Raw genomic sequence first — 10,533 nt, forward strand, 5'->3', positions numbered from 1 at the left:
GTCGCCTTGCCGGTTTTCTGATAAAGAGGACTGGATGTTGAGAGCGGCCTTTCTTCTTGTCTCTGCCCTGACGACTGGCGCGACGATTGGCCGGAAGGTCATATCGGGCGCGATCAACCGCAAGAAGCAGTCGATCATCCATCAGGCAGCCGAGGATGCCCGCCACCGGATCCGCGGGCATGCCGAAGAGTATCTGCGTGACAGCATCACCCAGTTTGTCGGCGCGGTCTTCGTCAAGGCGACCTTGCTGATCGCGGCCTGGCTCGGCTATCGCTTCGGGCTGTATCCGCACATCGCCTTCTCCATCGCGACAATCGTCCTGATCGCTGTTTTCCTCGTGCGGGATATCATCGTGATCTTCCCGACGCTGCGGCTCATTGCGAGCAAGCTGCATGACTATGGCTGGCGCCCGCGCAAGACAGTCGGCGAGGTCGTGGCGGCGCTGGTCTTCGAACAGGTGCTGGAAGAAGCCCAAGGTATGAAGACAGGGCGGACCACGCAGATCATCCTGGCGCTTGGGGGCCACAAGAAGGATGAGATGACGCGGGAGATTGCCAGGGAAGTTGCCGATATCGCCGGTGAGACGAGCTGGCACGACCTGCGTCCTTTCATGCTGGCCGCGACCGCAAAATTCCTCACGCTGTCAGCGCTTTATTCGGTCTTTGTCTTCATCCTTGTCCGGACAGCGTAAATCAGGTGCATGAAACTTTGCTTCGGCAAGTCTGATTTCATTAACAATTGATTACGTTTTTGCAGCCGGCCGGGAACATTCGAGAACCGCCCACGTTTTCTGCTGTATCGTCAACAGCAATGGGGAGCGATAGAATGATCGTCTCCAGACTTGTCATCGCAGCCGCCACAAGCACCCTCCTTTTTGCGGGGGCCGCTCAGGCAGACGATATCCGCCTGACTTCGGCTGAGTACACCACTGTCGCAAAAGCCTGCGAAACGGGCCTGCCGCTTATCCCGGTCGAGTCCGACTTCGGCATGCGCACTGGTCAGTATGCCCTGCCCATCTCAGAAGATGATGGCGATGTCCATTCGGCCCTGATTGTGGACGAAGCCTCGCTTCGCACCATTCCCGAGTGCAGCGCGGAAGTGGAAGACGCCATCGCAGAACGCGAGCAGGACAGCGAGCGCCGCGCCTCGTAAGAGGATCTGGGGACGGCATTTACATCAAAAAAGAGCTGGTGCGGGCGGCCGGGCTTGAACCGGCAAGGCCATACGGCCGAGGGATTTTAAGTCCCTTGCGTTTACCAATTTCGCCACGCCCGCGAAAGCGCGATTCCCTGTAAATACAGCAGCGCCAGCGCCTATTTCCGGGGCTGGCGCTTTTCCGCATTTCGGGAACGAAGGGAATACAGGGGAAACGGGCGGCAACACAAGTCCCCCAATAGTCCCGAAATCTGTTGCTCGTCTGTTCTGTTACGGCATCTGCTGCACGGTCATCATCCTTCCAGCGCCAGCTGCCCATGCCGACAAGGCCGCGTTCTCGGTCGCCGTGAAAGAAAGTTTCGACCGCTTCGATCTGAAGCCCTACCCAAAGGTGGTAATCATCCGGAAGGCTGGGCGGCTAAACCGTGGCGAGATGGCGCGCGCTGTTCGTTACGAGTCCGGCCGGGAGGAAGTATGGGTCTCCGGCGACATTCTTGAGGAAGGCGATTACGCTCAGACGCTTGACCATGAATCGTCTCATCTTCGCACTTGGCGAGATTTCGGAACGCACGTGCATATGCACGGTCGCCAATGGCGGAAGTCATGCCGGGAAATGGCTAGTGCTCTAGCGGCGTGTGAGGAAACTCGCTGAGGCTGGCCTTGCTCAAATATTGAACGCTCAGCGCTTCCGCCTCACCGTTTCCACCAGCCAGTAGAGAAAGACCGCTACGGCAGTGAGAGCGCCGGCGAGTTCGGGAGTCATGTGTTGCGATCGATCCAGGCGATGACATCGGCGCTTAGAGCTTTCACTTTCCGCTACTTGCCCGGACAAGCTGATCGGTAGCGAACCCCAACATTTCAGAGGCATCTGCCCGCCTGCGCTGCTCCATCCTCAAGAAGATCACACAGGCGTCAGACGGGCCGCGACCGCCTTCGCGAAACCATGCGTTAACGGTCTGCTTGGAGTAGGCCCGTCCGGTCAATTTGCCCATTTCCTCGGACAGCTCGACTTGGGATAGTTCAAGCTCATTTAAGAGCTGGCGGGCTTCGCTTGGCGTCATCATGCCGATTGAAATAGCACAAATAAAAAAGTAGCGCAAATGCATTATATCGCTTGACGCGGTAACGCAAATGCACTACTTTGATGTTGAGAGGGGCGCAATCCCTCTCAGTTGTTTGACATCAAAAGCGTTAGGAGCATTCGATGCACTCCAACATTACCAGCGGAGAGGTAGTCTCCGCAACCGAGGATGGCTTTGACAAGGTGACGAAGGTTGCCGCCATAATTCCCGTCCTCGCCGCGATCTACCTGTCCTACCGTGGCTTTCAGAGCCTCGGAATGGGTCAGGAGCTGGTGATCCTCGGCACGGCCGTCATGGCCTCCCTGTCGTGGATGCTGAGCCAGGGCGTCAGCCGCTATCTCCGGATCAAGGGCGCCCCGGTCATGGGCGGGACGGTCCTCGTCCTTTCCATCGGCTTCGGCGGCGCAGAGGCCGCGTTCGCGCATGTCGGCATCGCCTTCATGCTGGAACAAGGCTCCCTGCACGTCCATGACGGCGTGATCTGGTTCTTCTCGATCCTGCTGACCGTGACGAACTTCTTCGCAAAATGGGCCTTCCTCGGAAAGCCTGCGATGAAGGAAGAGCCGGCAGCGGCTCGCCAGACCAGCCAGCCGACCGCGCCGAATGTCGTTCGCTTCGACCCGAACGACGAACGCACCCTCGGAAAGATCGCAGAGCAGTTCAAAGCCGCACAATAAAAAAGAGCCCCCAGCCGCTAAGGCCGGGGGCTTTTTCATGTCTGGAATATCGGTGGCGCTAGGTATCGTCGCTGTCGTCCCTCTTCCGCCGCTTGGTGGCGTTCAGCACGTCCTCAAGGGCTTCTCGCAAGGTCTTTCCGTGCAGCCATAGAAGTGTGGTCGGCGCGGTGATCGCAGCCAGAAGGACCGCGACCGGCACGAGGTCGGCGGGAAACCAGCTGACACGCAGGAGCGCCCATCCGCACGCGGGCGCGAACAGGACGCCGGAGAATGCGAGGCGAGGCTTCTTTTGCCACTCGCTGAGGACCAGGTATCCGGCCCCGACTGCCGCACAGGCGAGAAAGAACATTTCGCCCAGCTGCTGAAGCAGATGTTTCATTCTGAAGGCTCCGGCTTGTTGGTCGCGCCCGAACGAAGCGCTGCATGAAATCCGACCACAGCCACCCCCGCCGCAAAGTGTGCGGCCAGCCAGCGTAGTGAGGTCCACAGCCCCAGCTGGTCGCCGGAGCGGGTAATCAGGTATTCTGTATTAAGAGAGGCCATGGCGATGCCGCCCATGGTCGATATCATTGCGGCAAAGAACCAGACATGCTTCACGCCATTGTCGGCGGGCCATTCATACCGGCGCAGACTGAGCAGCGCGAGTACGTAGCCAAACAGGATGCCGGCTGCCTTGATCGCACGGAACGGCGCACGCCGGTGCAGAGCAGACAGTGCGTCCAGACCGCTAAGGGCGACTAGCAGATACACGATTATGATGATGAGCTGGGTCAGGTCATGGACCATCGCTATCATTTCTCACCTCCATGTGAAGAGAAACGCGGCCGGGCAGGTCAGCCCCCATAGCCCCTGCCCGGCCGCTCTCTGACGCCCGCTTATCAGGCGTCGTCGGGCGTCAAAGCTGAGCCTTGAGCCGTTCGGTGTTGGCCGCGATGGCCGCCGAATTGGACCGCAGGCGTTCGAGCTGCGCATCAAGCGCTTCCTCGTCGACCTGGCCCTTCTCGTCGATGATCTGCTGAAGCAGGTCAGCGGCTTCCTGGACATCGTCTGCCATGTCCTCGTCGAGCTGGATGCCAAGCCGCGTGTAGCGAGTGGCGGACTCCACGATTTCAAGGGCGGTGTCGATGACCTTGTTCTGCCCTTCGAAGATTCGGGCGACCGTTACGGCGCGCTCGATCATCGTCAGCCAGCTTTCAAGATTGATAGCCATGGGTGTTTCCTTTCAGGGAAAGCGTTTTAGTGGGGAGTGACCGGCGGCGATCAGATGTCGCCGAGTCGGTCGAAGATCGGTTTCGCGGATTCCCACTTGTCGGTGAGCACGCCGTAAGCCTGAGCGGCCTCGATCAGCAGCGTCTGAGGCGGGGGAACACCTTCGGCCTCATAGCGAACAACTTCTCCATGAAGATACACGAAGGCGTCGATGGCCCGGTTCAGGGCTTCGGCCACCGGAGCGGCTTTCGCTTCCAGTTCACCAGCCTCGATTGCGGCCTTGATGAGGGCCTCGTCGCCGGAGCCGTCAGCGGCTTCCTGCAGGTTGATCACGCTCTTCTGCGCGACCTCATAGGCCAGCAGGCCAGCAAAGGCCTCACAAGCCACACGGTTGCCCGTCTTGGCGACATTCGAGGCTTCTGCCGTCTCGGTCGGAAGCTGCTCGCAGGCAGCAGAGATATCAGCGACCGGAGGGAGTCCGACTTTCGAGCGGACATCGTTGAGCTGCGCACAGGCCACGCAGGAGGCCAGAGCGACCACGGCAGTAAAGCCGAGGATCGCCCATTTAATGGGAGACAGTGACATGGGGGATTTCCTTTCGGGGTTTCAGTCACAAAAAAGCCCGCCTGCCTGACTGGCGGACGGGGTACGCAGACCGCTCGCAATTACACGCGGGCTGGCATCTGAATTTTTTTTCAAAAACCGCTTGACCTGTGCGATTATTTCGCACATATTGTTTTCACAGCGACGGGATTGGCCCGACGCTCACAGCCAAAAAGGGCTACGAAATGAAAAACCTCACCGCCACCGAATTTGCCGCTCTTTGTCAGTCTCTCGTCGGCTCTGAAAAGGGCTGGGAGGATCGCGCCGCAGACCATCTTGACGTTTCTCGCAACACGGTCGCCAAGATGGCAAAAAAAGGCGCCTCCGCCAGCATGTCCAGCCACGTTCGTGCGGCCTGCAACATGCCCTCCGGCTTCGAGCCGACCGCTGCCGAAACGGACCGCCATTACACGCAGCGCGACATCGAGCATGATCTTGATGAACGCGCTGGAAAGCAAGGCCGCTGAGGCGGGCAAAACAAAGGGAGTGGGCCGTAGCTCACTCCCTGCATTTTGTGGACTCACAAAACCGCTGTCCTTGTTAACGGAAACCGCAGCAACCGCAACCAAACAAAGCGAATGTTCATTCGTAGCAGGTACTACTGATGCCGTCAATTTTCCGCTCTACCATCCAACTCTGCGGCCTGTCTCAACGGCAGGCCGCTTTGTATTTGGACGTGTCGCCGTCCAGTGTCGATAAGTGGTGCCGGGGCGTCCGCCCCGTTCCTGATGGCGTCTGGTCGCTTCTTTCTGATCTCTGGCAGCGGATCGAAGCCGCCGCCGACTTCGCTGCTGATCATATTGAGACCAATGGCCTTGACCCGCGTGCGCTGCACAATTTTGCCGCCGATGACGGCCTTGATCCGCTACCGGAAGGTGCGGACGATGCCGCTGGCGCACTCGCCTTGATGCTTGTGCTTGGCTCTGACTGACCGGCCAACACTCGGCCGGGCATTTCGGGTGTGATCAGGGGTGAATTTCGAAGTGAGGGCCGTCGATAAACGCGGAGAGGCCCCGCGCGCGCCGGTCGCTCACATAGGCGTTGACTCGGGCCTCAAGCTCTGCCGGTGTCGGCGGGAGTTCTTCGCCTTCATCCACCAGCCAGAGCCAGTCCCCGCCCCAGCGGATGCGAAGGCCGAGCGAATGAGCGCCGCAGGCCATAGCCGCAGCTATCGGATAGATCAGCGGCCACTCCCAGCGGAGTTTGCCGTTGACATAGGGCACAAGGTCCACGGCATGGCCGTATCCGTCCGGTTGCGTGAGGTGCTTTGAGTTGAGCGTCTTTGATGCGCCGCGCGCGACCATCTGCTGCTGCTCGGCTGGCGAGCGAATCCCGTCATGTACGCTGAAATCCTGCGTGGTCGTGGCGATGGCCTTCTCGACGCATTCCACTAGGTCGGGGTGGACTCCCGTGAGCTCGGAGCGCGAGCGCGACCCCAGAGTGAAGCCTGACATTGGGGGCTCTTCCTTCTTTGGATGCAGATACGAAAAAGGCCACACTTCAAGCATGGCCGTGAGCGAGCGGAGCATGGGGTCGCCTATTCGGGGATCGGGTCCGGTTCGGGCTCAGGATCGGCCGGCAGGGTGGGCGCGACACTCATGAGGACCGTCAGCGCCTCGGGCGCCTTGCCGAACCACTGGCCGAGATTGATCAGCTCGGCACAGCCGCACAGGAGTTTGCGTCCGTTATCGTCCAGATCCTCGACACTCTTCAGCAGGTCGAAGCAGCCGACGATCATTGGAACAGGCGGGCCGGATAGCGCATCATAGAACGCATCCTCGATGCCTTCGGGCGGGGTATAGGATTGCAGGCCCTCCCGGACAGCCGAGATGGAATTGGGGTAGCTCATGGGGGTCTCCGATTATGGGGATGGATATTGGCGGGGCGTAGCGGCGATCATGGCGGCAGGCCCCATGTGAACGTGCCGCCAAACGGGGTGGTGACGCTGTTGCCGTCATCGTCGGTCATCGTGATGAGGGCGCTCCACTTGGCCTCGACATTGTTCGTGCCGCTGGTGGATGTGACCTCGATGCCGCTGCCGGTTAGGTCGGGATACGTAACGTCTGGCTGGCTGGAATCGAATGGAGCGAGCGGTGTATAACTAAACGTGTAAGGCCCTGTGCCGCCCGCCCCGGCGAAAACTGGATTGACGGTGAGCGTACCCGCATCGGCACGGCTCGCAGAAAGGCTTCCTGACGACAGCGTGATCCGTAGCGGGTCAGGCGGGGCAGCGGGCGCAATATCCGCCACCTTGCCCCAGCTCCCCGACCTTCGGATAAAGAGTTCATTCGTGCTCGTTTTGAACCAGATCGAGCCGTTCGGAACACTGCCCGGATCACCAGCCTGCTCGTAATAGAGGCCCGTCGCAAACGGCCCCTGCCCGGCGAAGCCTGCGGAATCATGGTTCCCGGTGACATCCGCCTCATCTTCGATGCCCGAGAGCTTTGTCCAGCCAATGCCTGGAACGTAGAACTCCATTGAAAGCATCTTTATGATGCCGTCTGTCAGCTCCGAACGGACGTACAATCCGGGTCGCAGCCATACGTCTCCGCTTACGCCTGTCCATTCGATTTCCGAGACAAAGGGGCCGCCGCCCGTCCCTCTGGTAAAAGTCGTGAAGGCGCGCGCCGACAGGTAGGTATAATCGCTGTCCTGAGACCGGAAAAACAGGCTGAGCGCTGGCGTGGATGAAGACGCCGAAGGCTGGACCGCAAATTGCCAGTGGACCCGGAGCTTGTACTTTTCGCCCACGATATTCCGGATCAGCGCCTTGCTCATCAGGTAGTTGAGCGTACCATTGCAATTGAAGTTCAGCCCGCCTGTGATGAGCTGCCATCCGGTTGCGTCCGACGCCGCAATAGCACTTCCGCCAAGCTGTCCCGTCCACTCCTTCGGATACGCTGAGAAGTCGGTCGGCAGCTTGTTCTGGATGAGGTTCTGGACAACCGAGTTGGCGGCTTCTTCCTCGCTGGCCGTCGCGCCCCAATCCTGCCCGGTGAAGCCTGCGGCCACATTCAGGGAAGTGAGGTCTGCGCCTGTGATCCATGACGAGCCATCCCATGCCCGAACCGCAATCGGTGTCGATCCGGACAGCACCACCCAGATATCGTTGACGTTCGGGCTGGATGGCGTGGATGATTGCCGGAATACCCGAGATTTGGTTGCATCATTCTCCGGCTTTCCGGTGCCCGTGACCTGCGACGCCCAATCGGCCTGATCCTCAGTTGCCAGACCGCCCTGGCCAGTGAAGCCTGCGGCAATATTCAATGCGGTCAGATCGGCAGCGACGATCCAGCTGGTGCCGTTCCACGAACGGATGTCGATCGGCACACCACCCGACAGAACGACCCAGATGTCATTGACATTCGGAGAGGACGGCGAACTCGATTGACGGAAAACGCGGGACTTGGTGGCATTATCTTCGGGCTTGCCCGATCCGGTGACGCCCGTCCACGGAACTGCAGCTGCACTGCCTGAGCTGGTGGCGGTCGCATTGGCGGTCGTCGTCACTTCCTGGAAGTCTGACCAATCCCCATAGCGCTTGCCGTCATCGCCCCGGCTCTCGACGCCGCGAAAGCGAAAGACGTAATCGCGTGATGGCTGGAAGCCCGCATAAATGAGGGTGGAACGGCGCGGGTCGAAATCGAGCACGAAGGACTCGCCGGAGATTCCGGGAGAGCTGGCGCCGTCCGAGAAGCCATACTCCATCTCGGTGCGATCTGCGATGATGTCGTCCAGATCAGCTGGCAATGTCACATCGAGCTGGATACCCGGTGTGAGGTTGCCAGATGTGCCCAGCTCGACGGCGGACACGGTAATCGTCGGCGGGTCGATGTCAGGAAGGGAAAGTTGCGGGAAGCTTGGCGGCTCGGAAAGATCGACCGCCGTCTCCTCATCCCAGACCAGCTGATCCGGATCGATCTCGGTGGCGACAACCTCGATGCTGCCATCACGGAACCGGGTCACTTCATCGGCAACAAAGGTCTTGCCCGATGGAAAGCCGCGGATCACGCTCTCGCGCACGAACCACTCGCCCGGCTCAATCACACGCGCCTTCACGGTGTAGGTTTCGGTCAGCTGGAAGATGCGCCGCGAGTCCTCGATTTTCAGCTTGGCGATGCGCTGAGACCGCTCGCCGCTGATCTCGAGGTCGAGGTCCAGCGTGTCGCCGATCTCGCCATTATCGTCATCGACATAAGCGCTGATCGATACTTCCGGGTAATCGTCTTTCTTGTAATCGTTGGCGGGATTGATGAACCGGCCCGAGAGCGTGTTCACCATGTCATCGATCAGCCCGCCCGGGTCGGCAACGCTCTCTGTCCCGCGCTTCAGGTCACCATCGGTAAGCGTGATGACCGGCGTGCGCTCAATCGGCGGCCGGAAGGCGATGCGCCCGCCCTGGTCGATGGCCCGCGCCGCCATCTGGCGCGCGATCTTTTCAAGGTTCTTGGCGTGGTCATCGGAGGCAGAGAGAACGCCGTTCACCTCGTAGCGCTTCTGCGTGCCGCCTGCCTTCAGCGTGACGTTCTCGTCGCAGTGATCGGCGAGGGCTTCAAACTCGGCATAAGGCACGGCATCAGGCGCCTCACCGACACCGAACCACATTGCTGTCGAGCCGGACATGATGCGGATACCGGAACGATAGTGATCAGCGGCCACCATCGCATTCGCGGTGTAGGCCCATGTCGAGGGATCATCCCAGCGCTGCGAGCCCGAGCCGCCTGCCGTGGTGTCAAGCCTGCGGTCATAAAGCTTTGCGCCCTCGCCGCCAAAACGGTAGTCATAGCTGTTCGCAAGGTCGCTATCCCAGCGGTGATCAATGATCACATAGGCGACACCGCGCAACCTGTGAGCGCTGGTCCATGTCGGCTCGACGGACTGAAGGAAGCTGTCTGCGGTCTGGTCCGGGCGTCCATCATAGAACGTGATCCAGGCACGCGGTCCACCGGAACGAAGGGCCGTGATTTCTGTGCGAACCCCATGCGTGAGCGCCGTATTGATCAGCAGGTCGCCATTGATCCAGACCTTGTCGAGCTTGTTGATGCGGTGGTCTGCGATCGCGTAGATGCGGGTGAGAGACTTGTTCTGCTGCTGGTGCGTCCATGCGGCAACGAAAGAGCCGGTCTTGGCAAAGCGGCCGAGAACGAGTTCGCGCGGATCCGGCTCATACTCTTCGTCCAGCTCATACTGAACCGTGCCGGCCTTCTTGTGCTTCGTGCGCCAGGCAAGCGTCTTGCCTTCGAGCTTCGCGATCAGGTCGAAACCCTTGTCTCCGGCGAAAACCCGCGTCTGGCTGGCCGGTGAGCGCGTTTCCATGCGCCGTTCAAGATAGGCCAGCGCGCCGCTCTCGATCTCCATGGAGATGATGGCCGGGCTTCCGGCCTGCAGCGTATCGGAAAGGTTGCGGATGCGGCCGCGCTCGTCTTCAAGCACGTCTCCGTCATCCGGCCCGTCACCCGCATCCCATGCCAGCCGACGCAGCCTGACAGCCCGGTTGCGCCACTTCTCATCGAGCAGCGCGCCGATAGGGTCGGAATTGTCGCTTTGCCGCGAGCTGTCGAACTCGAGATCGATCTTCTCGGACTTGAGCGAGGATTTCCGCTTCAGGTCGTCAGGCGGCTGCCAGCGCGTGCCGAGGCCGGTGTAGGTGTTGCCGCCAAAGCTGACAGAGCCCGTGCCAGACCACCAGCGTAGCGTGCTGCTGTCGAGCGTGATGTCGAGGAACCAGCGCGAAATCCGGGCCATCAGCGAAGCACCTGCTGGGCTTCAAAGTCGATAGACCAGTTCTTGTGACCCTCACGGATGCG

Annotated in this window: 14 protein-coding genes and 1 tRNA gene; 6 read left to right on the forward strand and 9 right to left on the reverse strand. The window is 60.2% G+C overall.

All coding sequences use genetic code 11. The annotated features are described in order from the left end of the window. Window positions 1-34: 34 nt before the first annotated feature. A complete protein-coding gene (locus Q1K29_RS17845; RefSeq protein WP_300396665.1) occupies window positions 35-691 on the forward strand; it encodes a hypothetical protein in 657 nt (218 codons plus the stop codon). Between the two features lie 134 nt (window positions 692-825). After that, window positions 826-1,152: a hypothetical protein gene (locus Q1K29_RS17850; RefSeq protein WP_300396667.1), complete on the forward strand. Its 327-nt coding sequence runs from the start codon at window positions 826-828 to the stop codon at window positions 1,150-1,152. A 36-nt stretch (window positions 1,153-1,188) separates the two neighbouring features. On the opposite strand, the gene Q1K29_RS17855 is transcribed toward Q1K29_RS17850, so the two are convergent. After that, window positions 1,189-1,275, reverse strand: a tRNA-Leu gene (locus tag Q1K29_RS17855). Window positions 1,276-1,588: 313 nt separating this feature from the next. Here Q1K29_RS17855 and Q1K29_RS18535 point away from each other — a divergent pair. After that, entirely contained in the window at window positions 1,589-1,807 is a 219-nt protein-coding gene (locus Q1K29_RS18535; protein WP_366524231.1) for a SprT-like domain-containing protein, read from the forward strand. 154 nt (window positions 1,808-1,961) lie between these two features. On the opposite strand, the gene Q1K29_RS17860 is transcribed toward Q1K29_RS18535, so the two are convergent. Beyond that, a complete protein-coding gene (locus Q1K29_RS17860) occupies window positions 1,962-2,261 on the reverse strand; it encodes a hypothetical protein (RefSeq protein ID WP_300396668.1) in 300 nt (99 codons plus the stop codon). Between the two features lie 98 nt (window positions 2,262-2,359). Here Q1K29_RS17860 and Q1K29_RS17865 point away from each other — a divergent pair, with 98 nt between their 5' ends. Continuing rightward, window positions 2,360-2,914 (forward strand): hypothetical protein, encoded by a 555-nt coding sequence (locus tag Q1K29_RS17865; RefSeq protein WP_300396670.1) that lies wholly within the window; start codon window positions 2,360-2,362, stop codon window positions 2,912-2,914. 58 nt (window positions 2,915-2,972) lie between these two features. Here the strand turns inward: Q1K29_RS17865 and Q1K29_RS17870 are convergent, their stop codons facing one another. The 4 genes from Q1K29_RS17870 to Q1K29_RS17885 form a co-directional block, all read right to left on the reverse strand. Further along, a complete protein-coding gene (locus Q1K29_RS17870; protein ID WP_300396672.1) occupies window positions 2,973-3,293 on the reverse strand; it encodes a hypothetical protein in 321 nt (106 codons plus the stop codon). Further along, entirely contained in the window at window positions 3,290-3,709 is a 420-nt protein-coding gene (locus tag Q1K29_RS17875; RefSeq protein WP_300396673.1) for a hypothetical protein, read from the reverse strand. The genes Q1K29_RS17870 and Q1K29_RS17875 overlap by 4 nt, the downstream gene beginning before the upstream one ends. 100 nt (window positions 3,710-3,809) lie before the next feature. After that, on the reverse strand, window positions 3,810-4,124 hold the full coding sequence (locus tag Q1K29_RS17880; protein WP_300396675.1) for a hypothetical protein: 315 nt from the start codon (window positions 4,122-4,124) through the stop codon (window positions 3,810-3,812). 50 nt (window positions 4,125-4,174) lie between these two features. Continuing rightward, window positions 4,175-4,708 carry a hypothetical protein gene (locus tag Q1K29_RS17885; protein ID WP_300396677.1) on the reverse strand — a complete coding sequence of 178 codons (534 nt, stop codon included), beginning with the start codon at window positions 4,706-4,708 and terminating at the stop codon, window positions 4,175-4,177. Between the two features lie 203 nt (window positions 4,709-4,911). Between Q1K29_RS17885 and Q1K29_RS17890 the strand changes: the two genes are divergently transcribed. Continuing rightward, entirely contained in the window at window positions 4,912-5,193 is a 282-nt protein-coding gene (locus tag Q1K29_RS17890) for a hypothetical protein (RefSeq protein ID WP_300396679.1), read from the forward strand. A 137-nt stretch (window positions 5,194-5,330) separates the two neighbouring features. Then, entirely contained in the window at window positions 5,331-5,657 is a 327-nt protein-coding gene (locus Q1K29_RS17895) for a helix-turn-helix domain-containing protein (protein WP_300396680.1), read from the forward strand. A gap of 34 nt (window positions 5,658-5,691) precedes the next feature. On the opposite strand, the gene Q1K29_RS17900 is transcribed toward Q1K29_RS17895, so the two are convergent. The 3 genes from Q1K29_RS17900 to Q1K29_RS17910 all read right to left on the reverse strand — a co-directional run bounded on the left by Q1K29_RS17900 (window position 5,692) and on the right by Q1K29_RS17910 (window position 10,471). Further along, on the reverse strand, window positions 5,692-6,180 hold the full coding sequence (locus tag Q1K29_RS17900) for a M15 family metallopeptidase (protein WP_300396682.1): 489 nt from the start codon (window positions 6,178-6,180) through the stop codon (window positions 5,692-5,694). An 83-nt stretch (window positions 6,181-6,263) separates the two neighbouring features. After that, window positions 6,264-6,575 carry a hypothetical protein gene (locus Q1K29_RS17905; protein WP_300396684.1) on the reverse strand — a complete coding sequence of 104 codons (312 nt, stop codon included), beginning with the start codon at window positions 6,573-6,575 and terminating at the stop codon, window positions 6,264-6,266. 47 nt (window positions 6,576-6,622) lie between these two features. Beyond that, window positions 6,623-10,471 (reverse strand): phage tail protein, encoded by a 3,849-nt coding sequence (locus Q1K29_RS17910; protein ID WP_300396686.1) that lies wholly within the window; start codon window positions 10,469-10,471, stop codon window positions 6,623-6,625. Between the last annotated feature and the right edge of the window lie 62 nt (window positions 10,472-10,533).

Source organism: Henriciella sp. (genome assembly GCF_029937755.1).
Lineage (GTDB): Bacteria > Pseudomonadota > Alphaproteobacteria > Caulobacterales > Hyphomonadaceae > Henriciella.

Coding starts and splice junctions, on each gene's coding strand:
- Q1K29_RS17845 (WP_300396665.1), top strand. CDS start 35: ATGTTGAGAGCGGCCTTTCTTCTTGTCTCTGCCCTGACGACTGGCGCG.
- Q1K29_RS17850 (WP_300396667.1), top strand. CDS start 826: ATGATCGTCTCCAGACTTGTCATCGCAGCCGCCACAAGCACCCTCCTT.
- Q1K29_RS18535 (WP_366524231.1), top strand. CDS start 1,589: ATGGCGCGCGCTGTTCGTTACGAGTCCGGCCGGGAGGAAGTATGGGTC.
- Q1K29_RS17860 (WP_300396668.1), bottom strand. CDS start 2,261: ATGCATTTGCGCTACTTTTTTATTTGTGCTATTTCAATCGGCATGATG.
- Q1K29_RS17865 (WP_300396670.1), top strand. CDS start 2,360: ATGCACTCCAACATTACCAGCGGAGAGGTAGTCTCCGCAACCGAGGAT.
- Q1K29_RS17870 (WP_300396672.1), bottom strand. CDS start 3,293: ATGAAACATCTGCTTCAGCAGCTGGGCGAAATGTTCTTTCTCGCCTGT.
- Q1K29_RS17875 (WP_300396673.1), bottom strand. CDS start 3,709: ATGATAGCGATGGTCCATGACCTGACCCAGCTCATCATCATAATCGTG.
- Q1K29_RS17880 (WP_300396675.1), bottom strand. CDS start 4,124: ATGGCTATCAATCTTGAAAGCTGGCTGACGATGATCGAGCGCGCCGTA.
- Q1K29_RS17885 (WP_300396677.1), bottom strand. CDS start 4,708: ATGTCACTGTCTCCCATTAAATGGGCGATCCTCGGCTTTACTGCCGTG.
- Q1K29_RS17890 (WP_300396679.1), top strand. CDS start 4,912: ATGAAAAACCTCACCGCCACCGAATTTGCCGCTCTTTGTCAGTCTCTC.
- Q1K29_RS17895 (WP_300396680.1), top strand. CDS start 5,331: ATGCCGTCAATTTTCCGCTCTACCATCCAACTCTGCGGCCTGTCTCAA.
- Q1K29_RS17900 (WP_300396682.1), bottom strand. CDS start 6,180: ATGTCAGGCTTCACTCTGGGGTCGCGCTCGCGCTCCGAGCTCACGGGA.
- Q1K29_RS17905 (WP_300396684.1), bottom strand. CDS start 6,575: ATGAGCTACCCCAATTCCATCTCGGCTGTCCGGGAGGGCCTGCAATCC.
- Q1K29_RS17910 (WP_300396686.1), bottom strand. CDS start 10,471: ATGGCCCGGATTTCGCGCTGGTTCCTCGACATCACGCTCGACAGCAGC.